Consider the following 25,111-nt stretch of genomic DNA (forward strand, 5'->3'; position numbering starts at 1 on the left):
GGCTACTGCTCTTCTCCGAGGATCGCGGTCACGCGGAAGCGCGAGCCGTCGTGGTCGGGGGCGCCCGAGAGGGCCTGCTCGACGGTGAGCGTCTCGCCCACGACGTCGGGGCGGAAGACGTTCTCGAGCGGGATGGGGTGGCTCGTGGCGGGGACGTCGTCGGTCGCGACCTCGGCGACCTTGGCGACGTTGTCGACGATGTGGCCGAGCTCCCGCGTCATGGTCTCGATCTCGTCGGGGGTCAGGGCGATGCGGGCGAGACCGGCGAGGTGCTGCACCTGCTCGCGCGTGATTTCAGACATGCTGCTCCGTCACATGGTGGAGTGGGGGCCCCGGTCGGGGCACCGGTCGATCTTACGGGGCTCAGTCGCGCAGGTAGACGTCCTGCGGGCGGACGAGCGCGAGCTCCGGCCCGTCGGGCCGCGGCTCGCCCGGGCCGCGCTCGTCGCCGTCGACCATGTCGCCGTGGCCGAGGGCGATGAGGGCCAGGCTCCTCATCGACTCCGTGCCGGGCAGGAGGTAGTCGTTGTGGCCGAGCGCGGCGCGGAGGGCGCGGCCGGTCACGGTGTCGTCGCCTCCCCCGGTGTGCAGCAGCACCGCGCCGAAGGCGCCCGTGCCCGGGTCGACCCCGAAGAACCCGCTGCCCGCCACCGGGTCGAAGCTGCCCGCCGCGGCGTAGACGTCGTGGTCGGCCACCGACAGCATCGCCGCCGTCGGCACGACGCTGCCCGGCGAGCCGAGCAGCGCGAGGGAGTCGACGCTCACTCGGCCCGACGACAGGGCGAGCGTCGCGGTGGTCGACCCGTACGAGTGCGCCACGACGGTCACCCGGGGGGCGTCGGAGGCGCGGGCCGCGTCGAGACCGCTGAGGGCGTCCTCGAGGTGGCCGGCCCCCTGACGGGCGAGGTCGAGCGTGTAGACGTTCGTGAGGTCGGGCGTGCGGTAGCCCATCCAGGCCACGACGGCGACGCTGTCGAGCGGACGGGCGTCGGAGCGCGCCAGGAGGTACGTCCAGGCGCGCTGCTCGTCGTGCAGCTGCCCCGCGGTCTCGGCCCAGTCGACCATCTGCCCGTGCACCGTGAAGAACATGCCGGGCACGAGCACGCTGACGTCGTCGGCGGTGTCGAGGCTGCCCACCGAGACGGCGGCCCGGCCGGGCATGACGGTGTCGAGGGCGATGAGCTGGCGGTCCTCGTCGCCCGCGCTCCGGTCGGCGAGCGCGAGCTGGACCTGCCCGAGCATGGCGGAGCGGGCGTCGTCACCGTCCTGCTCGGCGGCGGTCTCGTCGCGGTCGTGGAGGGCCAGCGTCGCGGCGCCGAGGAAGAGCCGGTTGGCCTGGTCGCGCACGGAGTAGGGCACGCCCTCGAGCTGCCCGACCACGCCGGGCACGGCGGCGACGAGGCCGAGCCGGCGCGAGTCGTCGAGGCCGGCCCACCACGCCGCCGTGGTCGGTGCGTCGGCACCGGCCGTCAGCACCGCCGACAGGCGCGACGCGTCGTCGCCCACCGGGTCGAACGAGTCACCGAGGGCCGTGAGGGCCGGCGAGGAGGCGCCCTCCAGCTCGGCGAGGCACGCGGGCACCGTGAGGTCGGGGGCCGCGGTCGACGGCAGCGCGCCGGTCGTCGTCGACGGCTCGGCCGTGGCGAGTGCGCGGCAGACCGCGACCTGCTCGAGGCCGGGCGTCGTGTCGACGGTCGCCGGCTCGTCACCGCGAGGCGGCGCGGCGGGCTCGGCGAGCGGAGGACCACCCGGCTCTCCGGGCGCGGTCACCGCGACCCCGGGCACGACGGGAACATCGACCGCTCCGGCGAAGTGGATCGATGCAGAAAGGATGGCTGTGGCGAGGAACAGCACGTCGGGTGTTTCCCCCTCGATGGGTGCCAGTGCCCCTGCGCCCTACAGCAGAGGTCGACACGTGCTCACATCGTAGGAGGGGACCCGTTCGGGGGGCCAGTGATCTCAGGCCTCCGGGTCGTCGCTGCCCCCCGAACTGGGGTCGCCGAGCGCAGCCGGGCCCTCCTTAATGAGGACTTGAAATTGTGCCGCGTCGATGATCCGTACCCCGAGCTGCTCGGCCTTCGTGAGCTTGGACCCGGCGCCGGGGCCGGCGGCCACGAAGTCGGTCTTCTTGCTCACGCTGTTGCCGGCCTTGCCGCCCGCCGCGAGGATCGCCTCCTGCGCCCCCTCGCGGCTGAACCCCTCGAGGCTGCCCGTGGCGACGACGGTCAGGCCGGCGAGCACGCCCCCCGCCTCGACGGCGGCGCCGGGGCCGGGGTGGCCGGGGGTGTCGAACTGGACGCCCGCGGCGGCCCAGCGGTCGAGGATCTCGACGTGCCAGTCGACCTCGAACCAGGCGAGCAGGGCGTCGGCGATGATGCCGCCGACGCCGTCGACGGCCGCGAGCTCGTCGCGGCTGGCGGAGCGCATCGCGTCGAGCGAACCGAAGTGGTTCGCGAGCGCGCGGGCGGCCACGGGGCCGACGTGGCGGATGCTCAGCCCGACGAGGATCCGCCAGAGCGGGCTGGTCTTCGCCGCCTGCAGGTTGGCGAGCATCTCGATGGCCGTCTTCGACGGCACGCTGGTCTCGTCGCCGGCGAACTCGGCCGCCTCGGGGTCGAACGGGCCGTCGGCCTTGCCGCGGCGACGACGGAAGGGCGTGACGAGCTTGGGCGCGCCGTCGTCGCCGAGCTTCTCCATGCCGGTCTCGGAGTCGCGGACGACGACCTTGACGGGGAAGACGTCGGCCATCGTCAGGTCGAAGAGCCCGGCCTCGGTGCGGAGCGGCGGCTCGGCGGGCTCGACGGGCTGGGTCAGCGCAGCCGCCGCGACCTCGCCGAGGCCCTCGACGTCGAGCGAGCCGCGGGAGGCGATGTGCTCGACGCGCCCGCGCACCTGCGCCGGGCAGCTCTCGGCGTTCGGGCAGCGCAGGTCGACGTCGCCCTCCTTCGCCGGGGCCAGCGGGGTGCCGCACTCGGGGCAGTCGACGGGCATGACGAACTCGCGCTCGCTGCCGTCGCGGAGCTCGACCACCGGGCCGAGCACCTCGGGGATCACGTCGCCGGCCTTGCGGAGCACGACGGTGTCGCCGATCAGCACGCCCTTGGCGCGGACGACGTGCTGGTTGTGGAGCGTCGCCTGGCGGACCTCGCTGCCGGCCACCTCGACCTTGCGCATCACCGCGAACGGCGTGGCGCGGCCGGTGCGGCCGACGCTCACGACGATGTCGAGAAGCTCGGTGTTGACCTCCTCCGGCGGGTACTTGAAGGCCGTGGCCCACCGGGGCGCCCGGCTCGTCGCCCCGAGCTCGTCGTGGAGCGCGAGGTCGTCGACCTTGACGACGATGCCGTCGATCTGGTGCTCGACCGACGACCTCCTGACCCCGTAGTCGTGGATGAACCGGGCGACCTCGGGCACGGTGTCGTACACGCGGTAGTGCGTCGAGGTCGGCAGGCCCCACGACGCGAGCAGCTCGTAGACCTCGCTCTGGGCGCGGACCTCGGTGTCGCGCTCGAGCTCGCGGACGGGCCAGGCGCCGATGCCGTGCACGAGCATCCGCAGGCTGCGCAGCCGCGCGTCCATCAGCTCGCGCTTGGCCGGGCTCTTGCCCTCGATCTTCTGGCGCAGCGAGCCGGCCGCGGCGTTGCGCGGGTTCGCGAAGACGCGCTCGCCGGCCTCGCGCTGCCGGGCGTTCAGCTGGTCGAACTCGGCGACGGGGAAGAAGATCTCGCCCCGCACCTCGACGATCGCCGGGTGCCCGGTGCCGCTGAGCCGCTCGGGGATCGTGCCCATCGTGAGCACGTTCGCCGTGACGTCCTCGCCGACGACCCCGTCGCCGCGGGTGGCGGCCGTGACGAGCACGCCGTGCTCGTAGCGCAGGTTGATCGCGAGGCCGTCGATCTTGAGCTCGCAGAGGAAGCGCACGCGCTCGGCGCCGGCGTCGCGCTCGACCTTGCCCGCCCACTCGGCGAGCTCGTCGTCGCTGAAGACGTTGTCGAGGCTGAGCATGCGCTCGGCGTGCTCGACCGGCGCGAACTGCGTCGTCTCGGCCCGGCCGCCCACGGTCTGCGTCGGGCTGTCGGGCTTCTGCAGCTCGGGGTGGGCGCGCTCGAGGGCATCGAGGCGACGCACGAGGGCGTCGTAGTCGGCGTCGCTCACCGTCGAGGCGTTGCCCTCGTAGTACTGGTCGCGCAGCTCGAGCACGCGCGACGTCAGCGCCTCGACCTCGTCGCGCGCGGTCGCGAGGTCGTCGGGCACCTCGGCGTCAGCGGCGGCGTCGTCGATGTCGGCCACCTCGAGCCCCCTAGGCCGAGACCGGCACGGCGCTGACCGTGCGGTCGATCGTGCACTGGCCGAGCACGCGGGTGCCGACGTAGACGACGGCGGTCTGCCCGGGGGCGACGCCGCTGAGGGGCTCGTGGGGAGTGATCACGAGCTCCTTCTTACCCTCGACCTCCGTCACGCGCGCCGTCGCGGGCTCGGGGTCGGAGTGGGCCCTGATCTGGACGTCGCAGGCGAACGGCACGGTGGGGTCGGCCGGGGCCGCACCCGCCCAGGTGTACGAGCCTCCGGCGATCTCGGCGATCTCGAGCGCCTCCTTCGGGCCCACGACGACGGTGTTGTCGACCGGACGCACCTCGAGCACGAAGCGCGGCTTGCCGTCGTCGGACGGGAACCCGATGGCGAGCCCCTTCCGCTGCCCGACCGTGAAGGCGTGCGCGCCCTCGTGGGTGCCGATGCGGGCCCCGCTGCGGTCGAGGATGTCGCCGGTCTCGGCGCCGACCCGCTCGGCGAGCCAACCGCGGGTGTCGCCGTCGGGGATGAAGCAGATGTCGTGGCTGTCGGGCTTGGTCGCGACGCTGAAGCCGCGGGCGGCGGCCTCGGCGCGGACCTCGGCCTTCGACGGCGTGGCGCCGAGCGGGAACATCGAGTGCGCGAGCTGCTCGGCGGTGAGCACCCCGAGCACGTACGACTGGTCCTTGGCCCAGGCGGAGGCGCGGTGCAGCTCGCGCTGCCCCTGGTCGTCGGTGACGATGGTCGCGTAGTGGCCGGTGCAGACCGCGTCGAAGCCGAGCGCGAGGGCCTTCTCGAGCAGCGCGGCGAACTTGATCCGCTCGTTGCAGCGCATGCACGGGTTGGGGGTGCGGCCGGCCGAGTACTCGGCGACGAAGTCGTCGACCACGTCGAGCTTGAAGCGCTCGGAGAAGTCCCACACGTAGTACGGGATGCCGATCAGGTCGGCCGCGCGCTGCGCGTCCATGCTGTCCTCGATGGTGCAGCAGCCGCGGCTGCCCGTGCGGAGCGTGCCCGGCATCCGGCTCAGCGCCAGGTGGACCCCCACGACGTCGTGCCCCGCCTCGACGGCCCGTGCCGCCGCCACCGCCGAGTCGACGCCGCCGCTCATCGCTGCCAGTACCTTCATCCCTCCAGTGTAGGCAGCGCCCCCGACGTCGGGCGGGCGGCGCCGACGAGCCCGCGGGGCCGGGCATAGTGTGGCGGGCGTCATGTCGTCCCCCACCCCCGCCGCCTCCCTCCGGTCGGTCGCCCTCGCGGCGTTCCTGCCGGCCGCCCTCTTCGCGATCGGCGAGGGGGCGATCATCCCGATCATCCCGGTCGTCGCGAGCGACCTGGGGGCCAGCCTCCCGTTCGCCGCCTTCGTCGCGGCGCTCATCCTCGTCGGCGAGCTGATCGGCGACGTCCCGAGCGGGTGGCTGGTCTCCCGCATCGGCGAGCGCACCGCGATGATCTCGGCGGCCCTCGTGAGCACGGTCGGCCTGCTGACCTGCGTCGCGGCCCCGAACGAGTGGGTGCTGGCCCTCGGCGTCCTCCTGATCGGCCTGTCGACGGCGGTCTTCGCGCTGGCCCGGCACGCGTTCATGACGAGCTTCGTGCCGGTCGAGATCCGCGCGCGGGCCCTCTCGAGCCTCGGCGGCGTCTTCCGGTTCGGCTTCTTCGTCGGCCCCTTCCTGGCTGCCGGGGTCATCCACCTCACCGGCTCGACCCAGTCGGCGTTCTGGATCCACGTCGGGGGCTGCCTCGGCGCCGCGGCCGTCCTGCTCGTGCTGCGCGACCCCACGGCCGTCCTCGGCGAGCGCCGGGCCGCCGCGGCCGCCGCCGGGTCGCCGGTCGACCCCGCCGCCGGTGCGACGGCGGGCCCGACGCCCGGCGAGGTCGCGGTCGAGAAGGAGGCGCGGGGCCTGTTCGCGACGCTCGCCCGCCACCGTGGCGTCCTCCTCCGTCTCGGCAGCGGGGCGGCCCTGATCGGCGCCATGCGCGCGGGTCGCCAGGTGATCCTGCCGCTGTGGGCCGTCAGCATCGGCGTCGACGCCCCGCAGACCGCCCTCGTGATCGGCATCGCCGGCGCCGTCGACTTCGCGCTCTTCTACACGAGCGGCCAGATCATGGACCGCTGGGGACGGCTCTGGAGCGCGGTGCCCTCGATGGTCGGGCTCAGCGTCTCGTACCTGGCGCTGTCGCTCACCCACGACCTCGACGCGCGGGTGGGCTGGTTCATCGCCGTGGCGATGTTCATGTCGCTGGCGAACGGCATCGGCAGCGGGATCCTCATGACGCTCGGCGCGGACCTCGCCGACCGGGCCGACCCCGCTCCCTTCCTCGGCGCCTGGCGCTTCACCGGCGACGCGGGCAGCGCGGCGGCGCCGCTGCTCATCTCGGGGCTGACGGCGCTCGTGTCGATCTCCGTGGCCAGCGGGGTCATGGGCCTGCTGGGCCTCGCGGGGGCCGCGATCCTGCTGCGCTACGTGCCGCGGTACTCGCCGCACGTGCCGCGCGACCGCCGCTGAGGGCAGGCCTCCTGCGCGGGCCGACCCGCGACTCCCCCACGGCCAGCCGGTAGACTCTGCCCGCTCCGGCGGGAGTGGTGAAACTGGCAGACACGCAGGATTTAGGTTCCTGTGCTTTCGAGCGTGAGGGTTCAAGTCCCTTCTCCCGCACCAGGCGACCCGGGCACCGGGTGCTCTCGGCCACCTCCGAGCCGCGGGGCCCCGCGGGCCCACTACATTGTCCCCATCACCGGTCGACGGCCCTCGTCGGCCGCACCCGGTCGACCCCAGGGCCGCCCGCACCCGAAGAGAGACCGATGCTGCCCCTGGCGACCATCTCGTGGCTCGACCCCGAGTACCTCCTGTCGGCCTTCGGCCCCTGGGCCGTGGTGGGCGTCTGCCTCCTGGTCTTCGCCGAGACCGGGCTGCTCGTCGGCTTCCTCTTCCCCGGCGACACGCTGCTGATCATCACCGGCATCCTGGCCGCGACCAACCCCGGCGCCCTGGGGCTGCCCATCTGGCTGATCGCGATCTTCATCGCGATCGCCGCGTTCGCGGGCGGCGAGCTCGGCTACCTGATCGGCCACAAGGTCGGGCCCCGCATCTTCGAGCGGAAGGAGAGCGGGCTCTTCAGCGTGGCGAACGTCAAGCGCACCAACGCCTTCTTCGAGCGGTTCGGGCCGATGGCCGTCATCATCGCGCGCTTCGTGCCGGTCGTGCGCACCTTCGCCCCGATCATGGCGGGCGTGGCCCACATGAGCTACCGGCGCTACTCGCTCTTCAACGCGATCGGCGCGGTGGTGTGGGGCCTCGGCGTGACGCTCACCGGCTTCGGCATCGGCCACATCCCGCCGGTGGCCGACTTCGTCAGCGCCTACATCGACCTGATCCTGCTCGGCGCGGTGCTGGCGACGGTCATCCCCATCGCGATCCACTACCTCCACGGGGTGCACCAGGCGAAGAAGCACGAGGGCGACAGCGCCGCGACCGACGGCACGGCCGACGACGCGGCGCCCGTCGAGACGGCGCCGACGCAGGCCTGACGGCCGGGCCGTCAGCCCGCCGGGCCGTCAGCGCGCCGGGCCGTCAGCCCGCCAGCGCCGCCACGTGCGGCGCGATCGCGCGGAACGCGCGTGAGCGGTGGCTGACCGCGTTCTTCTCGTCCGGCGTGAGCTCGGCCGAGCTGCGGGTCTCGCCCTCGGGGCGGAACACCGGGTCGTAGCCGTGCCCGCCCGTGCCGACCCGCGCCTCCAGCACGGCCCCCGGCCACTCGCCGTACTCGACGTGCTCGAGCTCCGTCGAGCCGTCGGGGCCGGGCACCACCAGGGCCGCGGCGCACGAGAAGTGCGCCGCGCGGTCGGGCACGCCGACCAGGTTCGCCAGCAGGAGGTCGATGTTGTCGTCGTCGTCCCGCGTGCCGGCGTACCGGGCGGAGTGGATGCCGGGGGCCCCGCCGAGGGCGTCGACCGAGATGCCGCTGTCGTCGGCGAGCGACGGGAGGCCGGTGTGGGCCGCGGCCGCCCGCGCCTTGATGAGGGCGTTCGCGGCGAACGTGTCGCCGTCCTCGACGGGCTCGGGGCCGTCGTACGCCACGAGCTCGACGCCCGGCGCCGTCTCGGCGAGGATGCGTCGGAGCTCGGTGACCTTGCCCTGGTTGTGCGTCGCGATGACGACCCGGGTCACGCGCCCAGCACCTCACGCTGGATCGCCGTGAGGTCGGCCCCGCCCGCGACGGCCAGGTCGAGCAGCAGGCCGAGCTCGCTGCGGTCGAAGGGCGCGCCCTCGGCGGTGCCCTGCACCTCGACGAAGAGCCCCGAGCCGGTGACGACGACGTTCATGTCGGTCTCGGCGCGCACGTCCTCGACGTAGGCGAGGTCGAGCATCGGGCGACCGTCGACGATGCCCACCGAGACGGCCGCGACACTGTCGGTGAGGGGCGTCGCCTTCTGCGCGATGAACTTCTTCTCGCGGCCCCACTCGATCGCCTGCGCGAGCGCGACGTAGGCCCCGGTGATGGCGGCGGTCCGGGTGCCGCCGTCGGCCTGCAGCACGTCGCAGTCGAGCACGATCGTGTTCTCGCCGAGGGCCTTCGTGTCGACGACGGCCCGGAGGCTGCGGCCGATCAGGCGCGAGATCTCGTGCGTGCGGCCGCCGATCTTGCCCTTGACGCTCTCGCGGTCGTTGCGCGAGTCCGTCGCGCGGGGCAGCATCGAGTACTCGGCGGTGACCCAGCCCTTGCCCTTGCCGGCCAGCCAGCGCGGCACGCCGTTCGTGAAGGAGGCGGTGCAGAGCACCTTGGTGCCGCCGAACGAGACGAGGGCGCTGCCCTCGGCCTGGGCGCTCCAGCCCTTCTCGATGGTGACGGGGCGGAGCTGGTCGAGGCGGCGGCCGTCGACGCGGACGGTCTCGGTGGTGGTGGTGTCGCTCATGGGGGTCCCCTGTCGGGTCGGTGCTGCGGAGGTCGGTGCTGCGGAGGTCGGTGCGGTGGTCAGGAGGCGCGGCGGGCGCGGGCGGCGCCGGGCAGCTCGATGGCCCCGGTCTCGAGGTGGCCCACCCTCGAGATCTCGGGCCCGAGGAAGCGCTTGGCGAGCCGGAGGAACGACGACTTGTCGGGTCCGGTCGCGTCGAACTCGTACCGCGGCGGAGCGGAGCCGGTGGCCTCGAGGTCGTGGTCGACGAGCGTCCGGTACACGTCGGCGGCCGTCTCGTCCGCGCTCGAGACGAGCCGCACCTCCGGCCCCATGACGTACTGGATCGCCGCCGACATCAACGGGTAGTGCGTGCAGCCGAGCACGAGGGTGTCGACCCGTTCGGCGCGGAGGGGCGCCAGGTACTCCTCGGCCACGGCCCGCAGCTCGGCGCTCGACGTGTCGCCCGCCTCCACGAACTCGACGAAGCGCGGGCAGGCCTGCGTGAAGAGCTGCAGGTCGGCGGCGGCCGCGAAGGCGTCCTCGTAGGCCCGGCTGTTGACCGTGCCCTCGGTGCCGATGACGCCGATCCGCTTCGTGCGGGTCTGCTGCACGGCGGAGCGGACGGCCGGCTGGATGACCTCGACGACCGGGATCCCGCTGCCGATCGTGTAGCGCTCACGGGCGTCGCGGAGCACGGCGGCGGAGGCGGTGTTGCAGGCGATCACGAGCAGCTTGACGCCCTGCGCCACGAGGTCGTCCATCACGGCGAGCGCGTAGCGACGGACGTCGGCGATCGGCTTGGGCCCGTAGGGCGAGTGCACGGTGTCGCCGACGTAGAGGACCGACTCGCGGGGCAGCTGGTCGATGATGGCCCGCGACACGGTCAGCCCGCCGACTCCGCTGTCGAAGACTCCGAGGGGTGCGTCCGTCACGCGTCGAGCCTACCGGGCCGTCCGCCCGTAGGCTGGGCCGCGTGACCAGTGCACTGCTGACCGACCGGTACGAGATCACCATGGTGGAGGCGGCCCTGCGGGCCGGCACCGCCCACCGCGAGAGCGTCTTCGAGCTCTTCGCGCGACGGCTGCCGGAGGGGCGGCGCTACGGCGTCGTGGCCGGCACGGGGCGCTTCCTCGCCGAGCTCGCGCGGTTCCGCTTCGGCGACGCCGAGCTCGAGTGGCTGCGCGAGGGCCGCATCGTCGACGGCCCGACGCTCGACTGGCTCGCCGACTACCGGTTCTCGGGCACGATCCGCGGCTACGCCGAGGGCGAGGTCTACCTCCCCGGCTCGCCCCTGCTCGTGGTCGAGTCGACCTTCGCCGAGGGCGTGCTGCTCGAGACCCTGGCCCTCAGCGTCTTCAACTACGACTCGGCCGTGGCCAGCGCGGCGGCCCGCATGGTCTCCGCCGCCGACGGCCGGCCCCTCGCCGAGATGGGCTCGCGGCGCACCGGCGAGCGGAGCGCCGTCGCCGCCGCGCGCGCGGCGTACATCGCGGGCTTCGGCGCGACGAGCAACCTGGAGGCCGGTCGCACCTGGGGCGTCCCGACGATGGGCACGGCCGCCCACGCCTTCACTCTGCTGCACGACTCCGAGGAGGACGCCTTCCGGGCGCAGGTCGCGACCCTCGGCCCGGGCACCACCCTGCTCGTCGACACCTACGACATCGAGGCCGCCGTCCGCACCGCCGTCGAGGTGGCGGGCACCGGCCTCGGGGCCGTCCGCATCGACAGCGGAGACCTGCCCTCGCTGGTGGCCCAGGTGCGCCGCCAGCTCGACGACCTCGGTGCCACCGGCACCCGCATCACGGTGACGAACGACCTCGACGAGTACACGATCGCCGCCCTCCGCGCCGCACCGGTCGACAGCTACGGCGTCGGCACGTCGGTCGTCTCCGGCTCGGGCCACCCCGCGGCCGGGATGGTCTTCAAGCTCGTCGCCCGGCAGGACGACGACGGCCGGTGGGTGTCGGTCGCCAAGAAGTCGGCCGACAAGGCCACGGTCGGCGGCCGCAAGTCGCCGGTGCGCACCCTGACGTCGGGAGTCGCGCAGCAGGAGGTCGTCCGTGTCGACGACGCCGAGCCCCGTGAGGGCGAGCGCGCGCTCCTGGTCGACCTCGTCGTCGACGGGGTGGTCGACGACCGGTGGCTGGGCGAGGCGGGCACCCGACGGGCGAGGGAGCACCGGGAGGCGGCGGTCGCGGAGCTGCCCGCGGGCGCCTTCCGGCTGGGTCGCGGCGAGCCCGTCCTGCCGACCGTCTACGAGTGAGGCGGTGAGGGCTACTCGCCCTTCATCTTCTCGTAGATCTCCTTGCAGGTCGGGCAGACGGGGAACTTCTCCGGGTCGCGCCCCGGGGTCCACTTCTTGCCGCAGAGCGCCTTGACGGGCTTGCCGCTCAGCGCCGACTCCATGATCTTGTCCTTCTTCACGTAGTGCGAGAAGCGCTCGTGGTCGCCCGGGTCGATCGCCTCCTCGGTGAGGAGCTTCTCGAGCTCGCGATCGAGGACGTCGAGGCCACCGCCGGTTTCCGTGTTGCTCATGGCGACCATCGTACGTCGAGGCGACTCAGCTGCGCAGCGTGAAGGCCAGCAGCTCCGGTGCGCGCCGGGCGAACACCCGGGCACCGACGACGACGCCCACGACCAGCGCGACGAGGCCCACGCCGAGGCCCGCCGCGAACGACCAGGCACCCGCCGGCTCGACGCCGGCGAGCAGGTGACGCCCGGCGAACCAGAACGCGGGGCCGGTGAGCAGCAGGGCCCCGCCGATCATCGTGACCTGGGCGGTGACGGCCGCCCCGCCGTTCGCCTGCGGCTGCTGGAACGGGTCGTCGTGCGGGCGCACCGCGGGGTACGGCATGGCGGCCGACACGACGCTCGACAGGCCGAGGCCGCTCAGCAGCAGCCCGGCACTGACGCCGAGCTCGGGCAGCAGGGCCGTCCAGTCGCCGAAGCCCCAGACCGCGACGAGCGAGCCCACCACGACCAGGGGCACGCCGAGCATCAGCGGGGGCGCGAGCCTCCCCACCCGGTCGGCGAGGCCCCGGGTGTCGGCCGCGACGTGCAGCCACAAGGCCGTGCTGTCGTAGGCGACGTCGTTGTGGGGCAGGAACCCGAGGATGAGGCACATCAGGGGCACGGGCACGAGCGCGAGCCAGTTCCAGCTGACGCCCGCGATGCCGAGCGGCAGCACGAGCAGCGGCAGGATGGGCAGGATCACGAGCGACATGCGGTACCGGGCGTCACGCGCCCAGTAGGTGAGGCTGCGGGCCGCCACCGCCCCGGTGGGGCTCGCGACGACGAAGTCGAACCAGCCGAGGCCGGCCGCCTCGTCGGCCACGTCGGGCTCGGGCTGGTCGACGAAGGCCCGGGCCACGAGGAGGCGCCAGGCCAGCCACAGCAGGGCCAGCGTCAGCAGCGCGACGGCCAGGTCAGCGACGACCCGGCCCGTCTCGCCCGCGGCCGCGTGGCCCGGCAGCGCGAGCGCGGCACCGAACGGCGTCCAGGCCAGCGAGTCGGCCACGACGCCCGTTCCCGACGCCCCGGGGAGGGACGCTCGGACGAGGTCGACGACCAGCGGCACGAGCAGCAGCGCCAGCACGACGCCGCCCGCGGCGAGGAACTGCCGCGACCGCTTCGTGGTCAGCACCACGGTGTTCACCGTCGAGGCGACGAGCAGCAGGCCGCAGGCCGTGAGCCCGGCCAGGACGGCGGCGACGACGGCCAGGCCGGCGACGTCGGCGCCGGAGTCCCACGACCGCACGTAGCCGGTCGACAGCACGAGCAGCGCGAGGGTCGGCAGGCCGACCAGGGAGCCCAGGGCGAGCCCGGCGGCGGCCGGCCCCTCCGGGACGCCCAGGACGGCCAGGCGGCGAGGGTCGCTCCAGGCCGGCCGGACGGTCGCGAACGGCACCACGGCGAAGCCGAGCATCAGCAGGGACCCGCCGCCCACGACGAGGGCCCGTGTGTCGGAGAGGGGGGAGTCGCGGAGGCTGCCGACGAGGCCGGCCAGCGCGAGCGAGACGAGGAGGACGAGGAGGACCGAGACCACGGAGATCGTGAGGCGACGGGGGCCGAAGCGCACCGTGTTCGCGATCGTCTGCAGCCTCAGTCGGAGAAGCTCTGCAACCATTCCATGCCCTCCGTGACGGCGCGGCCGCCCGCGATCTCGACGAAGGCCTGCTCGAGCGACCGGCCCGCGCGGACCTCCTCGACGCTGCCGCTCGCCAGCACGTGGCCGTCGACGATGACCGCGACGCAGTCACAGATGCGCTCGACCAGGTCCATGCTGTGGCTCGAGAGCAGGACCGTCCCGCCGCCGGCGACGTACCGCTGGAGCACGTCGGTGACGGTCGCCGCCGACACGGGGTCGACGGACTCGAAGGGCTCGTCGAGCACGAGCACCCGCGGCGAGTGGATGACCGCCGCCGCCAGCGCGATCTTCTTCGTCATGCCGACGGAGTAGTCGCTCACGAGGCGGCCAAGGGCGTCCTGCAGCCCGAACGCCGTCGCGAGGTCCGCCGACCGCTTGCGGGCCGTGGCGCCGTCGAGGCCCCGGAGGGTGGCGGAGTAGTAGAGGAGCTGCGCGCCGGTGAGCCGGTCGAACAGCCGGAGGCGGTCGGGCAGCACGCCGAGGGCGCGCTTGGCGGCGGCGGGGTCGCTCCACACGTCGGCGCCGAGGACGGTGACGCTGCCCTCGTCGGGGCGGAGGAGCCCGGTGACGATCGAGAGGGTCGTGGTCTTGCCGGCGCCGTTGGGGCCGACGATGCCGTAGAAGGAGCCGGCGCGCACCTCGAGGTCGACGCCCTCGACGGCGACGGTGCCCCCGTAGCGCTTGCCGACGCCCTTGATCGAGAGCACGACGGGGCGCTCGTCGGGGTCCGCCGCGGGCGCCTCGTCGGCACGGGTGCCCGTCTCGGCGTCGGCGTCGGTCTCGGCGTCGGCGTCGGCGTCGACGTCGGGCATGGGAGAGGCGCCGTCGACGTCCGGCTCCGGGTCGGTCGTGAGGTCCTGCTCGGGCTCGGGCTCGACGGCGGGCTCGAGCTCGGGCTCGACGATGGGCTCTGGCTCCGGCTCGGACTCGGGCTCGACGGCGGGCTCCGGCTCCGGCTCGACGACGGGCTCGGGCTGGGCGTCGACCTCCGGCTCCGTCTCGACGACGGCCGCCTCCGCGGCTCGCGCCGCCACCGCGTCGTCCGCCCGGGCTGCGGCCTCGGCCTCGGCCTCGGCCTCGGCGGCCTCGGCAGCCGCGGCCGCGGCAGCCGCGGCGGCGCGGGCGCGAGCGTTCGCGGCCCTCGTCGCGGCGGCCTTCTTCGCCGCCGCCGACCGGTCGGCGGCGGTCCGCGTCGACGCCGGCTTGCGCTTCGCGGCCGGTCGGGCCGTCCGTGCAGCAGCGGCGGCGGGGCGCTCGGCCGTGCCCGCCCCCGGCGTCGTGGCCTCCCCCGAGGCCTCGGCCCGCGCCTCCCCCGGCTCGTCGCCGGTCGTCACGTCGTCGCTCATGTCGTCCCCCCGGGGCAGCTCGGCGGCCCGTCCGCTCACGGTGGAGTCGGCATCGGCGACGTCGTCCTGATCGTCGCGCGCGAGGGCCATGTGCCCACCGTACCAACGCCCCGGTGCCCCGGCGGCCCGGCGGCGCGCATCACGGAACGGTCACGACTCGGGCTCCACGAGACGCCGGACGGGGTCTGCCGGTAGTCTGTGCCGAGCACGATGACGTGTCCAGATCGAAGCTCCGCGGTGAACACCGCTCGAACACGAGACGAGGATCGACGCCCGGGACGGGCCCGATCCCCACCGGCGGGGCACCGGGAGAACGGCGACCAGTCCGCTCTCGCCCCCTCCGTCGCCAGATCACCGCCGACGGGGCAGACGCCAAGGAGACCCCGTGACCACGAACGCCTCGAGCAAGAACAGCAGCAGCGACCGCGCCGCCGAGCTCGCGACCCAGCAGGTCGTCATCCTCGCCGCCGGCCTCGGCAGCCGCCTCGGCCGCTCGCTGCCCAAGTCGCTCACCGAGCTGAGCGACGGCCGCACGATCATGCAGCAGCAGTTCGAGAACATCCACGCCGCCTTCGGCCCCCGTGCGCGCGTCACCGTGGTCGTCGGGTACAAGTTCGAGCACATCGTCGAGGCCTTCCCGCACGCGTCGTTCGTCTACAACGAGCAGTACGACCAGACCAACACGTCGAAGAGCCTCATGCGCGCTCTCCGCGCCAGCTCGGCGGGCGGTGTCCTGTGGATGAACGGCGACGTCGTCTTCGACCCCGAGGCGCTCCGCCGTGCCGCGCGGCTCGTCCGCGACGACCAGTCGTTCGTGACGGTCAACACCTCCAAGGTCTCCGACGAGGAGGTCAAGTACACGACCGACGCCGAGGGCTACATCGCCGAGCTCTCGAAGCAGGTCAAGCACGGCCTCGGCGAGGCCGTCGGCATCAACTACGTCTCCCGGGCCGACAAGCCCGCCCTGCTGCGCCAGCTCGGCAAGGTCGACGCCCAGGACTACTTCGAGCGCGGCATCGAACTGGCCATCGACCAGGACGGGCTACTCTTTGAGCCCGTGGACATCTCCGACCTCTACGCCGTCGAGGTCGACTTCGCGGAGGACCTCGAGCGCGCGAACCTGTTCGTCTGACCGTCAGCCCGACTGACCACCAGCACGTCGGGCGACCTGGCCGTCGAGGCTCGCCCTGCCCCCCGAGGTGTCCCTGACCGCAGAGGACACCCGTGAGCACAGCCCAGGCCGAGCGCCCTCGGCGATCGTCGTCGGCGCGCTACCGCCAGACCCTGTGGCTCCTCACGAGCCGTGACCTGAAGGTCCGGTACAGCACCTCGGCTCTGGGCTACGTGTGGTCGATCCTCGACCCGCTGGTCATGGCGGGGATCTACTTCTTCGTCTTCCAGGTGGTGTTCCGCCGGTCGGTGGGCGACGACCCCTACATCGTCTTCCTCCTCAGCGGCCTCCTGCCGTGGATGTGGTTCACCGGGGCGGTCTCCGACAGCACCCGCGCGTTCCTCCGCGAGGCGAAGCTCGTGCGGTCCACGAAGATCCCCCGGACGATCTGGGTGCTCCGCCTGGTCGCCTCGAAGGGCATCGAGTTCGCCCTCAGCCTGCCCGTCCTCGCGCTCTTCGCCGTCCTCGGCGGCGCCCAGCTGCACTGGCAGGTCGTGTTCTTCCCGGTCGCCATGGCGCTGCAGGCGGTCCTCGTCGCCGGAGTGGGCCTCCTCGTCGCCCCCCTCGTGGTCTTCTTCCGAGACCTCGAGCGCGCGACGAAGCTCGCCCTGCGCTTCCTGTTCTACGCGTCGCCGATCATCTACGGCACCCGTGACCTGCCCGAGAGCCTCCACCTCCTCGCGGCCTTCAACCCGCTGAGCGGCATCTTCGGGCTGTACCGCTCCGCGTTCTTCCCCGAGCAGCTCGACCTGACGGAGGCCCTCGTCGGCGCCGGCATGTGCTTCCTGCTCCTCGCTGTCGGGCTCGCGGTCTTCCGCTCGAGCGAGCGCGCCGTCCTGAAGGAGATCTGATGACCTCGAGCACGCGGCCGGGGCGGGCGACCGTCGAGGAGGGCGACGCCCCCGTCATCCGGGTCGACGACGTCGGCATCCGGTTCCGCCGCAACAAGCGCGGCCGCCGGTCGTTCAAGGACCTCTTCTCCGACAGCAGCCGCCGGTCGCGCCCCGGAGAGTTCTGGGCGCTCCGCGGCGTCAGCTTCACCGTGCAGCGGGGCGAGGCGATCGGGGTCGTCGGGCGGAACGGGCAGGGCAAGTCCACGCTGCTGAAGCTCGTCGCGGAGGTGATCCTCCCCGACACCGGCACCGTCTCGGTCGTCGGCGGGGTGGCCCCGCTGATCGAGATCACGGGCGGGTTCGTCGCCGACCTGACGGTCCGCGACAACGTCTACCTGACAGCCGGCCTGCACGGCATGAGCCGGGCCGAGATCGACGAGCGCTTCGACGAGATCATCGACTTCGCCGAGATCTCCGCCTTCGTCGACACCCCCTACAAGCACCTCTCCAGCGGCATGAAGGTGCGCATCGCCTTCTCCGTCATCTCCCGGCTCGACGAGCCGGTCATCCTGGTCGACGAGGTCCTGGCGGTGGGCGACAAGGCGTTCCGCGAGAAGTGCTACGCACGCATAGAGGAGATGCTCGCCGACGGCCGGACCCTCTTCCTCGTCTCGCACAACGAGCGGGACCTCAAGCGCTTCTGCTCGAGGGGCCTGTACCTCGACGGCGGTCGGCTCGTCCTCGACGGCCCCCTCGACGAGGCGCTGGCCCGGTACGCCTCCGACCACCCTCCCCGCCCGGCGGCGTAGGCTCCAGCGATGCCCGACCAGACCGTGCCCGAGACCCCGCAGCCGCTCCCGCCCGTCCCGTCCGACGTCGTCGCCGAGGCCGACGAGTCCGGTCCGTTCACCGAGTCGCCGTGGCTCAGGCGCCTCGACGCGGTCCTCGCGGTGCAGCGGCCGGTGGCGGTCGCCCACGTGCGACGGCTCCGTCGTCGTCACCCGAAGGCGACGCCCGAGAAGCTCGTGCGGATGCTCGAGCGCGAGTACCTGACCGCCGTCACGGCGGGCGGGGCCGCGGTCGGTGCCAGCGCGGTCGTCCCCGGCATCGGCTGGGGCATCTCCCTGGCGCTCTCCGGCGTCGAGACCGCGGGCTTCCTCGAGGCCAGCGCCCTGTTCTCCCAGTCCGTGACGGAGGTGCACGGCATCGCCCTGACCGACCCCGACCGGGCCCGTGCCCTCGTCATGGCGATGCTGCTCGGGGCACCGGGGGCGTCGCTCGTGCGTCAGTTCGCCGGCGAAGCCCTGGGCACCGCGCCGGCCCGCACGGCGTTCTGGGGCGAGCTCGTGACCCAGAAGCTGCCCAAGACCGCCATCGACGGCCTCATGGGCAAGGTGCGGAAGCAGTTCGTCCGCCGCTTCGCCGCCTCGCAGGGCGCCAGCATCCTCGGCCGCGCCGCACCGTTCGGCATCGGAGCCGTCGTGGGAGGCGCGGGCAACCACGCGCTCGGACGCAAGGTCGTGCAGAGCGCCAGGACGGCCTTCGGCCCGGCACCCGCCGCCTTCCCCCTCGACATCCACAGCTAGCCACCCCGTCCGTCGCCGCCGTCCCTCCCCACGGACCCGTCGCCCACAGGCTGACCGCACGAGTGTCGGCGGGACGACCTACGGTCACGCCATGGACACCACGACCGCCTACCCCGTCCCCCTCGCCGTCGACCGCTCTCGTGGCCCGCGGGTGCAGCGTCTCCTCAACGTGGGCGACGAGCCCCTGCTCGACCTCCGGGTGACGCTGCTCGACACCGGCCTCCTCGTGCCCGTGGCGACCTCGCGGCTCGAGCCCGGCGGCTCGATGAGCGTCAGCGTCATCGGCCCGGAGCTCGAGCGGCGGGGCATCGCCGTCGTCCGCTGGTTCCGCCCCGGCGGAGACGAGTACCTCTGGCGCTTCAGCTTCTGACGGTCGCCGAGGTCAGCGGCCCGAGCGGGCTCGTCGCTCGGCGACGTACTCGGCCGCGGTGAAGGTCTCGATCACGGGCGGCAGGTGCTCCGCGCTCATCCCCGTGACGAAGGTCGCCGGGTCGACGCCCAGCACGACGGCCAGGCGCACGATCGTGTGCAGCACGGGGTTGCCGACCCCTCGCTCGATCTTGCCGTAGTTCGACACGTTCATGCCGGCGAGGTGCGCCACCTCGTCCTGGCTGAGCCCCAGGCGCTGGCGCTCCTGGCGGACTCGATCGCCGAAGAGGTGGGCGGCGGGCGACGAGGGCTCAGGCATGCATCATGAGTACGCGTCCTGCGCACAGAACTCCAGATGCCGTGCCGCCCGGGCATGCATCACCGGTGACTGAATGCCCTAGAGGCCGTCGTCGCCGGTGTCCGACGGATCCGCCTCCTCGACGGCACGCGGGGGCTGGGGGTCCCGCGCGGCGTACTCGTCGCGCCGGGCCACGAGACGGGCGACCGCGGCCTCGAACCGCTGCGTCGCCGCCCCGGGGGCCGTGTCGCCGAAGTGGTGCCGCACCCAGTGCTGCAGGCGCCCCTGCGCCTCCGGGTCCGCCTGGACCCTGTCCAGGACCTCCACCACCTGCGACGCGTCGTCCGCGGTCAACCACTCCGCCGAGCCGAGGTAGCCCCGCTCGTCGACGTCCGCCAGCGGCGACGTGGGGCGGGTGACCACGAGGGGCCGACCGGTCGCCAGGCGGTCGTAGACCATCGCCGAGATGTCGCTGACGGCGACGTCGGCGACCGCGAGCTGCCAGCCGAGCTCCCCCCCGGCGTCGTAGACGTGCTGGGCCGTCGGATCGGCGGCGTTGGCCGCCGCCACGGCGGCGACGATCTCCTCGTGGGCCCGCCGGTAGTCGCGGTCCACGACACCGCTCCGCGGGTGCGGGCGGTAGATGACCCGGTGGCGGCCGCTGGCCAGCAGCGCCGGCACGAGCCGTGTGCCGTGGCTGGCGATGGAGCCGTAGGCCGCGGCCGCCCGGTCGCCCTCCCAGGTCGGCGCGTAGAGCACCACGGTGCGGTCGTCGGGCGAGAAGGGCACGTCGCCCGCCGTGTGGTCGGCCTGGGGTCGGCCGACCGGGACGGCCCTCGCGTCGAGGTCGTAGTCCCAGAGGGCCGCGGCGAGGCGCTCCCGCGCGGCGTCGCCGGCCACGAAGGCGTAGTCGTACGCCTTGAACTGGTTCGTGGTCATGTACATCTTGTCGCTCTCGCCGTGGTTGACGAAGACGTGCCACATGCGCCCGTAGCGCATCATCTGGAAGTTCTTGGCGTTCTGGTTGACGTAGAGCGTGACGGCCAGCGGGTGCGCCTCCACGAAGGCCTCCAGGTCGGCCACCTGGCGGGCGTACACCACCGGGACGGGCGACTCCTCCATCAGCGCGAGCATGGCCCCCGGCGACCGGGAGACGATGGCCACCGGGAAGGTCTCGGCGAGGTGCGCGAGCGGCGCGTACCACTGGCGGATCTGGTACATGTTCACGGACGTGTCCGCGAAGTAGACGGCGACCCTGACGGAGCCGGGCTCCGGCGCGCGACGGACCCGCTCGCGGTCGAGCCGCTCGAGTCGCCGCCGCTGCTGGCGCGAGCGGAACGCCCGACGGGCGAGTCCGCGGGCGAGTGAGAGATCTCGTCTCAGGGGCACGAGGTCGTCCTCCGATCGGTGGCGGTCCGGGCGGGGTGCCGACCGGGCTGATCCAGGCTAGATCACCGGCGGCCGACCCGCCCTCGCCATCCGGGCCACGGCGGCCCACCCGATCGAGCGGCGCCCGCCCGGGCTCGTGCGCCAGCCCTCGGCCCAGCCGCCGAACCACTGGCCGAGACGGACGGGCGTGCGGGCCCAGCGCAGCACCTGGACGATCGTCCACGAGGCCACGTAGACGGGCACGAGCGGCCACGGGAGGTTGCGCTTCGCCAGCCACACCCGGTTGCGGGCGTTCAGGCGGTGGTACTCGGCGTGACGGGCCGGGTCGACGGCGGGGTGGTGGGCGACCAGGTCGCCGTCGTAGCGCACGCGGAGGCCCTGCGCCCAGACGCGCCAGGCGAGCTCGATGCCCTCGTGGGCGTAGAAGTACGGCTCGCCCCAGCCGCCGCAGGCGTCGAAGACGTCGCGGGGCAGGAGCGTGGCGCCCTCCCAGACCGAGAAGACGTCGCCGCTGTCGGTGGGCTCGCCCTTGCGGATGCGCGGGATCCACCGGCGAGGCGACGTCGCCCCTGCGGGGTCGACGACCCGGGGCTGGAGGAGCCCGACGTCGCCCTCGCGGCGCACCACGGCGATCGCGTCGGCGAGGAACGTCGGCGAGGGGAGGGAGGCGTCGTCGTCGAGGAAGAAGATCCAGTCCCCCGAGACCTCCTCGGCGCCGCGGTTGCGGCCGGCGGGGATGCCCACGTTGTCGGGCAGCGCGAGCACGGCGACCCCGTCGGGCACGGGCCCCGGCCCGCCGCCGTTGCCGACGCAGACGACGTCGAGCTCGACGCCCTCCTGCCGGAGGAGCGACGTGAGCCCCGCCGTCAGGTCGGCCGGCCGTCGGCCCTGCGTGAGGCTGACGACCCCGACCCGGGGCAGGCCGGCCGCGCCGGCGCTCAGGACCTGACCCGCTTCGAGGCAATGATCGCGACGAAGTGCCCGACGAGCGCGAGCACCGAGAGCGGCAGCAGCACGGCGACGAGCACACGGTCAGCGCCCAGCGGGTCGCCCACGACCAGCCCGACGACGGCCGCCAGGACGGCCAGCATCGTCAGCTCGACCGAGTGGTAGAGCCGGTGGAACGGCACGAACCTCGCCGCCGAGCGGAGCCGGGCGAGGAGCCGGCCGGAGGGCACCGTGGCGCCGCCCCGCTTGTCGGCCAGGCGGTCGAGGCCCGCGGCCGCCCGGGCGACGTGGACCATGTCGTTGAGCGCCTTGTTCAGCACCACGACGAGAGCGAGCGCGCACCCGAGCGTGGTCCAGAGGTAGTCGGCGGGCGCGTCGAAGGGCCAGCCCGCGGCCCGCACCCCCAGCACGACGGGGATGAGCGCCTCGGTGGAGTAGTGGCCGACCTTGTCGAGGAAGACGCCCGCCGGCGAGCTCGTGCCGCGCCAGCGCGCGACCTCCCCGTCGCAGCAGTCGACCAGCATCTGCAGCTGGCCGAGCACCAGGGCGAGCATCGCGCCGCCGATGCCGGGCACCAGGAGGGCCGCCGCCGTGGCCCAGCCGGTCAGGATCATCAGGCCGGTCACGCCGTTCGCCGTGACGCTCGTCCGCAGCAGCCACCACGTCAGGTACGGCGACACGTCACGCAGGTACAGCGACGCCGTCCAGTGCTCGGCGTTGGCGCGGCTGCGCACCTCGGGGGGCTGGGCGACGCGGCGGAGCTCGTCGATGGAGGTCGGCCTCGTGGGCAGCGAGGTCATGGCGCGGCTACCTCCCGGTGTGAGCGGTGATGTTCTTCGTGAGCGACAGGAAGCCGAAGACGAAGCCGGATCCCCAGCCGAAGTGGATGGAGGGCAAGACTACGAGAAACCACAGCCGCGTGCGGAGGCTCTCGCCGCGCGCGGCGAGCACGGCCGCCGCGACCACGAAGAGCAGGTAGGCCCCCGGGGCCACGAAGCCGAGCAGCGCCCAGGCCCACGGGCTGCCCACGACCGCGCCGACGACGCCGACCAGGCCCACCACGAGGCCGACTCCCGCACCGACGACCATGGCCGGCGGCACGAGGTAGCGCAGCGTGTTCGCCTTCGGGAACCGCCGGGCGAGCTCGCCGCGCCAGAGCCCGGTCGCGACGAACTGCCGGACGAGCTTGCGGAGGCTCGGCCGGGGCCGGTAGGTCACGACGAGCTCCGGCGTGAACCAGACCGTTCCTCCGGTCGCCCGCAGCCGTCGGTTGAGCTCCCAGTCCTGGCCGCGCTTGACGTCCTCGTCGAAGAGGCCGACCTCGAGCAGGCGGGAGCGCACGAAGACGCCGAGGTAGGCGGTCTCGGCCGGCCCCTCCGCGCCTCCGACGTGGTGGGGGGTGCCCCCGAGGCCGACCCGGCTGCCGTACGCGCGCGCCACCGCCCGTTCGAAGGGGGTGCGCCCCTCGGCGAGCATGATGCCGCCCACGTTGTCGGCCCCGCTGCGCTGCAGGGCCGCGACCGCGAGCCGCGTGTACTCGGGGGGCAGGACGGAGTGCGCGTCGACGCGGACGGTGACGGGGTGCACCGAGGCCCGGATGGCGACGTTGAGGCCGGCCGGCGTCGAGCCGACCGGGTTGGGGATGCTCCGGATGCGCGGGTCGGCCGCCGACATCTCGGCGACGACCTCGTCGGTGCGGTCGACGCTCGGCCCGAGGGCGAGCAGCACCTCGAAGGGGCCCTGGTAGTCCTGCGCGACGAGGCTCTCGACGGCGGCGCGGATCTCCGCCTCCTCGTTGAGCACGGGCATCACGTACGAGACACCGGGGAGGGGCGTGTCGGGCAGTGCCATGGTGTCGGGCCTCGGGCTCACGGCGCTGGGCGCACGGTCGGGGACGGGGGATGCCGCCGGCATCCCCGCGAGCTTACCAACAGGCGAGGGCGGGCCCGGGAGCCCCGGGCCCGCCCTCGCGGCGTGCTGTCGCGGCGTGCTGTCGCGGCGTGCGCCGCGCTCGGCCTCAGCTCGTGAGCGTGCCGAGCGTGACGGAGGCGGTGGCCGACTTCCCGTCACGGACGTACGTGAGGTCGGCGGTGCTGCCGCCCGCCAGGAAGCGCACCTGCGCGGTGATGTCCGTGCGGCTGGTGACCGGCACGCCGTTGAACTCCGTGACGACGTCGCCCTTGCGCAGGCCCGCCGCCTCGGCGGCTCCCCCGCTGCTGATCTCCACGATCACCGCTCCGACGCGGTCGGCGCCCTGCACGTTCGCGGCGTCGTCGACGCTCGCCCCGAGGAGGCCGTGCGACGCCGAGCCGTTGGCGATGATCTCGTCGGAGACGCGCTTGACGAGGTTCGACGGCACGGAGAAGCCGACGCCGATGCTGCCCGACGACTCGCCCGAGCTCGCGATCGCGACGTTGAGGCCGATCAGCTCGCCCTGCGCGTCGAGCAGCGCGCCGCCCGAGTTGCCGGGGTTGATCGAGGCGTCGGTCTGGATGACGGGCAGCGAGATGACGCTGCTCGCCTGGTTCTGCGTGCTGCCGTCGCCGTTGTTGAACGAGAACGGGCCCTGGCCGTTGTTGTCGTTCTGCTGGCCCTCGTCGGAGCCGTCGGTCGGGGCGGCCGACGACTGGACCGTGATGCTGCGGTTGAGGGTCGACACGATGCCGTCCGTGACCGTGTTCGAGAGCCCGAGCGGGGCACCGATGGCCACCGCGGTGTCGCCGACGTTGAGCTTCGACGAGTCGGCGAAGGTGATGGGGGTGAGGCCCGTGGCGTCGATCTTGAGGACGGCGAGGTCGACGGTCGGGTCGAGGCCGACCACGGTGGCCGGCAGGATGCGGCCGTCGCTCAGGGTGACCGAGATCGTGCCGGAGGCGCTGGCGCCGTCGAGCGTGACCACGTGCGTGTTCGTGACGAGGTAGCCGTCGTCGGAGACGATGACTCCGGAGCCGGTGCCGCCCGACTGGCCGGCCGTCACGTTGATGGTGACCACCGACTCCGTCGCCTTCGCGGCCACGGCGGTGATCGCCGTCGCGTCGGCGTAGTCGTTGACGGTCAGGTCGCGGGACTGGCCGACGACCGTGGAGCTGCCGCCGCCGGCCACCGCGCCACCGACGACGCCGCCGAGGGCCCCGCCGCCGATCAGGCCGACCGCGAGGGCCGCCGCGACGACGCCCCGGCCACGGCGGGACTTCTTCTCCGTCGGCGCGGGTGCCGCCCAGGTGCCCTGCGGCTGCCCGTCGGCGGTCGGCCACCCGGCCTGCGGGGCCGTCTGCTGGTCGTGCCAGCCGGCCGTCTGCGGGTGGTCGCCGGCCTGGGCGTAGCCGGGCTGCTGGTAGCTGCCGGGCTGCTGGTACGAGGCAGGCTGCTGGTAGCTGCCGGGCTGCTGGTACGACGCGGGCTGCTGATACGACGCAGGCTGCTGGTAGCTGCCGGGCTGCTGGTACGACGCGGGCTGCTGGTAGCTGCCGGGCTGCTGGTACGACCCGGGCTGCTGGTAGGACGGCTGCTGCCCGCCTGCCTGCTGCTGAGACGCCTCCTCCTCGGCCAGCGACCTCGGGGCGCTCCCCGGCAGGGGCGGCGCACCGAAGCTGACCCGTGGCTCGTCGCCCTGCCCACGAGGGGCCTCGGACGGGTCGCGCGGCGTGACCGGCTCCGGGGGGCGGGTGGCGTCGTCGGAGTCGTCGGTGCCTCGGGGGGTGTCGTTCATGGTCGCGGTGCTCCTTCCAAGCCCCGCTAGCCTGGTCCCTCTGCCTGTGGGGAACATATGGCGAGCCTGAGCGGGTCCTGCGGCCACGGTATGCGCCCGCCGCACGTCGGGTCCGCGCCCGTCAC

General features: G+C 73.5%; 24 protein-coding genes and 1 tRNA gene. 9 read left to right on the forward strand and 16 right to left on the reverse strand.

Annotated elements, in window-relative coordinates:
- Positions 1 to 2: 2 nt before the first annotated feature.
- The 4 genes from gatC to mnmA all read right to left on the reverse strand — a co-directional run bounded on the left by gatC (position 3) and on the right by mnmA (position 5,419).
- On the reverse strand, positions 3 to 302 hold the full coding sequence (gene gatC / locus IFT45_RS00650) for an Asp-tRNA(Asn)/Glu-tRNA(Gln) amidotransferase subunit GatC (RefSeq protein ID WP_056056516.1): 300 nt from the start codon (positions 300 to 302) through the stop codon (positions 3 to 5).
- A gap of 61 nt (positions 303 to 363) precedes the next feature.
- On the reverse strand, positions 364 to 1,854 hold the full coding sequence (locus IFT45_RS00655; protein WP_192126190.1) for an alpha/beta hydrolase: 1,491 nt from the start codon (positions 1,852 to 1,854) through the stop codon (positions 364 to 366).
- Positions 1,855 to 1,959: 105 nt separating this feature from the next.
- Entirely contained in the window at positions 1,960 to 4,290 is a 2,331-nt protein-coding gene (gene ligA / locus IFT45_RS00660; protein WP_192126192.1) for an NAD-dependent DNA ligase LigA, read from the reverse strand.
- Between the two features lie 10 nt (positions 4,291 to 4,300).
- Entirely contained in the window at positions 4,301 to 5,419 is a 1,119-nt protein-coding gene (gene mnmA, locus IFT45_RS00665; RefSeq protein WP_185233261.1) for a tRNA 2-thiouridine(34) synthase MnmA, read from the reverse strand.
- Positions 5,420 to 5,501: 82 nt separating this feature from the next.
- On the opposite strand from mnmA, the gene IFT45_RS00670 reads away from it, so the two are divergent.
- The 3 genes from IFT45_RS00670 (at position 5,502) to IFT45_RS00680 (ending at position 7,822) form a co-directional block, all read left to right on the forward strand.
- A complete protein-coding gene (locus tag IFT45_RS00670; RefSeq protein WP_185233263.1) occupies positions 5,502 to 6,800 on the forward strand; it encodes an MFS transporter in 1,299 nt (432 codons plus the stop codon).
- A gap of 68 nt (positions 6,801 to 6,868) precedes the next feature.
- Positions 6,869 to 6,953: transfer RNA gene (locus IFT45_RS00675), tRNA-Leu, on the forward strand.
- Positions 6,954 to 7,096: 143 nt separating this feature from the next.
- Entirely contained in the window at positions 7,097 to 7,822 is a 726-nt protein-coding gene (locus tag IFT45_RS00680) for a DedA family protein (protein WP_056056521.1), read from the forward strand.
- A 43-nt stretch (positions 7,823 to 7,865) separates the two neighbouring features.
- Here IFT45_RS00680 and rdgB read toward each other — a convergent pair whose 3' ends face one another.
- Genes rdgB through murI form a run of 3 tightly spaced genes read right to left on the reverse strand, consistent with a single transcriptional unit; the run spans position 7,866 to position 10,122 of the window.
- Entirely contained in the window at positions 7,866 to 8,462 is a 597-nt protein-coding gene (gene rdgB / locus IFT45_RS00685; RefSeq protein WP_192126194.1) for an RdgB/HAM1 family non-canonical purine NTP pyrophosphatase, read from the reverse strand.
- Positions 8,459 to 9,208 (reverse strand): ribonuclease PH, encoded by a 750-nt coding sequence (rph, locus tag IFT45_RS00690; RefSeq protein ID WP_192126196.1) that lies wholly within the window; start codon positions 9,206 to 9,208, stop codon positions 8,459 to 8,461. The genes rdgB and rph overlap by 4 nt, the downstream gene beginning before the upstream one ends.
- Positions 9,209 to 9,267: 59 nt before the next feature.
- On the reverse strand, positions 9,268 to 10,122 hold the full coding sequence (murI, locus tag IFT45_RS00695) for a glutamate racemase (protein ID WP_056056524.1): 855 nt from the start codon (positions 10,120 to 10,122) through the stop codon (positions 9,268 to 9,270).
- Positions 10,123 to 10,202: 80 nt separating this feature from the next.
- On the opposite strand from murI, the gene IFT45_RS00700 reads away from it, so the two are divergent.
- Positions 10,203 to 11,453 (forward strand): nicotinate phosphoribosyltransferase, encoded by a 1,251-nt coding sequence (locus IFT45_RS00700; protein WP_244634353.1) that lies wholly within the window; start codon positions 10,203 to 10,205, stop codon positions 11,451 to 11,453.
- An 11-nt stretch (positions 11,454 to 11,464) separates the two neighbouring features.
- Here IFT45_RS00700 and IFT45_RS00705 read toward each other — a convergent pair whose 3' ends face one another.
- From IFT45_RS00705 to IFT45_RS00715, 3 genes are read right to left on the reverse strand one after another with little or no spacing between them, the layout of a single operon-like run.
- Complete coding sequence (locus IFT45_RS00705) at positions 11,465 to 11,725, reverse strand: DUF3039 domain-containing protein (RefSeq protein WP_185233269.1); 261 nt, start codon at positions 11,723 to 11,725, stop codon at positions 11,465 to 11,467.
- Between the two features lie 25 nt (positions 11,726 to 11,750).
- Entirely contained in the window at positions 11,751 to 13,316 is a 1,566-nt protein-coding gene (locus IFT45_RS00710; RefSeq protein WP_156370056.1) for an ABC transporter permease, read from the reverse strand.
- Positions 13,292 to 14,773 (reverse strand): ABC transporter ATP-binding protein, encoded by a 1,482-nt coding sequence (locus IFT45_RS00715; protein WP_244637584.1) that lies wholly within the window; start codon positions 14,771 to 14,773, stop codon positions 13,292 to 13,294. Before IFT45_RS00715 ends, IFT45_RS00710 begins: the two co-directional genes overlap by 25 nt.
- Before the next feature lie 367 nt (positions 14,774 to 15,140).
- Between IFT45_RS00715 and IFT45_RS00720 the strand changes: the two genes are divergently transcribed.
- From IFT45_RS00720 to IFT45_RS00740, 5 genes are all read left to right on the forward strand, one after another.
- Positions 15,141 to 15,815 carry an NTP transferase domain-containing protein gene (locus IFT45_RS00720; RefSeq protein WP_056058840.1) on the forward strand — a complete coding sequence of 225 codons (675 nt, stop codon included), beginning with the start codon at positions 15,141 to 15,143 and terminating at the stop codon, positions 15,813 to 15,815.
- 92 nt (positions 15,816 to 15,907) lie between these two features.
- Positions 15,908 to 16,705 (forward strand): ABC transporter permease, encoded by a 798-nt coding sequence (locus IFT45_RS00725; RefSeq protein WP_056056527.1) that lies wholly within the window; start codon positions 15,908 to 15,910, stop codon positions 16,703 to 16,705.
- The gene (locus tag IFT45_RS00730; protein ID WP_056056528.1) at positions 16,705 to 17,496 is read left to right on the forward strand and encodes an ABC transporter ATP-binding protein; all 792 of its coding nucleotides are present in this window, start codon (positions 16,705 to 16,707) and stop codon (positions 17,494 to 17,496) included. Before IFT45_RS00725 ends, IFT45_RS00730 begins: the two co-directional genes overlap by 1 nt.
- Before the next feature lie 9 nt (positions 17,497 to 17,505).
- Complete coding sequence (locus IFT45_RS00735) at positions 17,506 to 18,273, forward strand: hypothetical protein (protein ID WP_192126198.1); 768 nt, start codon at positions 17,506 to 17,508, stop codon at positions 18,271 to 18,273.
- A 91-nt stretch (positions 18,274 to 18,364) separates the two neighbouring features.
- Positions 18,365 to 18,643, forward strand: coding sequence for a hypothetical protein (locus IFT45_RS00740; protein ID WP_056056530.1), 279 nt, complete (start codon positions 18,365 to 18,367; stop codon positions 18,641 to 18,643).
- A gap of 12 nt (positions 18,644 to 18,655) precedes the next feature.
- Here the strand turns inward: IFT45_RS00740 and IFT45_RS00745 are convergent, their stop codons facing one another.
- The 6 genes from IFT45_RS00745 to IFT45_RS00770 form a co-directional block, all read right to left on the reverse strand.
- Positions 18,656 to 18,961, reverse strand: coding sequence for a helix-turn-helix domain-containing protein (locus IFT45_RS00745; protein ID WP_185233271.1), 306 nt, complete (start codon positions 18,959 to 18,961; stop codon positions 18,656 to 18,658).
- Between the two features lie 78 nt (positions 18,962 to 19,039).
- The gene (locus tag IFT45_RS00750; RefSeq protein WP_371810813.1) at positions 19,040 to 20,329 is read right to left on the reverse strand and encodes a CDP-glycerol glycerophosphotransferase family protein; all 1,290 of its coding nucleotides are present in this window, start codon (positions 20,327 to 20,329) and stop codon (positions 19,040 to 19,042) included.
- 57 nt (positions 20,330 to 20,386) lie between these two features.
- A complete protein-coding gene (locus tag IFT45_RS00755; protein ID WP_185234071.1) occupies positions 20,387 to 21,271 on the reverse strand; it encodes a glycosyltransferase family 2 protein in 885 nt (294 codons plus the stop codon).
- On the reverse strand, positions 21,268 to 22,077 hold the full coding sequence (locus IFT45_RS00760; protein WP_192126200.1) for a CDP-alcohol phosphatidyltransferase family protein: 810 nt from the start codon (positions 22,075 to 22,077) through the stop codon (positions 21,268 to 21,270). The genes IFT45_RS00755 and IFT45_RS00760 overlap by 4 nt, the downstream gene beginning before the upstream one ends.
- A gap of 7 nt (positions 22,078 to 22,084) precedes the next feature.
- Entirely contained in the window at positions 22,085 to 23,128 is a 1,044-nt protein-coding gene (locus IFT45_RS00765) for a glycosyltransferase family 2 protein (RefSeq protein ID WP_056056535.1), read from the reverse strand.
- Positions 23,129 to 23,294: 166 nt separating this feature from the next.
- The gene (locus IFT45_RS00770; RefSeq protein ID WP_197982099.1) at positions 23,295 to 24,986 is read right to left on the reverse strand and encodes a S1C family serine protease; all 1,692 of its coding nucleotides are present in this window, start codon (positions 24,984 to 24,986) and stop codon (positions 23,295 to 23,297) included.
- Between the last annotated feature and the right edge of the window lie 125 nt (positions 24,987 to 25,111).

It is taken from the genome of Frigoribacterium sp. CFBP 13707 (assembly GCF_014842245.1).
GTDB lineage: Bacteria > Actinomycetota > Actinomycetes > Actinomycetales > Microbacteriaceae > Frigoribacterium > Frigoribacterium endophyticum.

Excerpts from the sequence above, each read along its gene's own strand:
- IFT45_RS00730 (WP_056056528.1), top strand. The coding sequence starts at position 16,705 with ATGACCTCGAGCACGCGGCCGGGGCGGGCGACCGTCGAGGAGGGCGAC.
- mnmA (WP_185233261.1), bottom strand. The coding sequence starts at position 5,419 with ATGAAGGTACTGGCAGCGATGAGCGGCGGCGTCGACTCGGCGGTGGCG.
- IFT45_RS00715 (WP_244637584.1), bottom strand. The coding sequence starts at position 14,773 with ATGGCCCTCGCGCGCGACGATCAGGACGACGTCGCCGATGCCGACTCC.
- IFT45_RS00745 (WP_185233271.1), bottom strand. The coding sequence starts at position 18,961 with ATGCCTGAGCCCTCGTCGCCCGCCGCCCACCTCTTCGGCGATCGAGTC.
- IFT45_RS00680 (WP_056056521.1), top strand. The coding sequence starts at position 7,097 with ATGCTGCCCCTGGCGACCATCTCGTGGCTCGACCCCGAGTACCTCCTG.
- IFT45_RS00735 (WP_192126198.1), top strand. The coding sequence starts at position 17,506 with ATGCCCGACCAGACCGTGCCCGAGACCCCGCAGCCGCTCCCGCCCGTC.
- IFT45_RS00765 (WP_056056535.1), bottom strand. The coding sequence starts at position 23,128 with ATGGCACTGCCCGACACGCCCCTCCCCGGTGTCTCGTACGTGATGCCC.
- rph (WP_192126196.1), bottom strand. The coding sequence starts at position 9,208 with ATGAGCGACACCACCACCACCGAGACCGTCCGCGTCGACGGCCGCCGC.
- IFT45_RS00740 (WP_056056530.1), top strand. The coding sequence starts at position 18,365 with ATGGACACCACGACCGCCTACCCCGTCCCCCTCGCCGTCGACCGCTCT.
- gatC (WP_056056516.1), bottom strand. The coding sequence starts at position 302 with ATGTCTGAAATCACGCGCGAGCAGGTGCAGCACCTCGCCGGTCTCGCC.
- IFT45_RS00670 (WP_185233263.1), top strand. The coding sequence starts at position 5,502 with ATGTCGTCCCCCACCCCCGCCGCCTCCCTCCGGTCGGTCGCCCTCGCG.
- IFT45_RS00760 (WP_192126200.1), bottom strand. The coding sequence starts at position 22,077 with ATGACCTCGCTGCCCACGAGGCCGACCTCCATCGACGAGCTCCGCCGC.
- IFT45_RS00705 (WP_185233269.1), bottom strand. The coding sequence starts at position 11,725 with ATGAGCAACACGGAAACCGGCGGTGGCCTCGACGTCCTCGATCGCGAG.
- IFT45_RS00700 (WP_244634353.1), top strand. The coding sequence starts at position 10,203 with ATGGTGGAGGCGGCCCTGCGGGCCGGCACCGCCCACCGCGAGAGCGTC.
- IFT45_RS00770 (WP_197982099.1), bottom strand. The coding sequence starts at position 24,986 with ATGAACGACACCCCCCGAGGCACCGACGACTCCGACGACGCCACCCGC.
- IFT45_RS00710 (WP_156370056.1), bottom strand. The coding sequence starts at position 13,316 with ATGGTTGCAGAGCTTCTCCGACTGAGGCTGCAGACGATCGCGAACACG.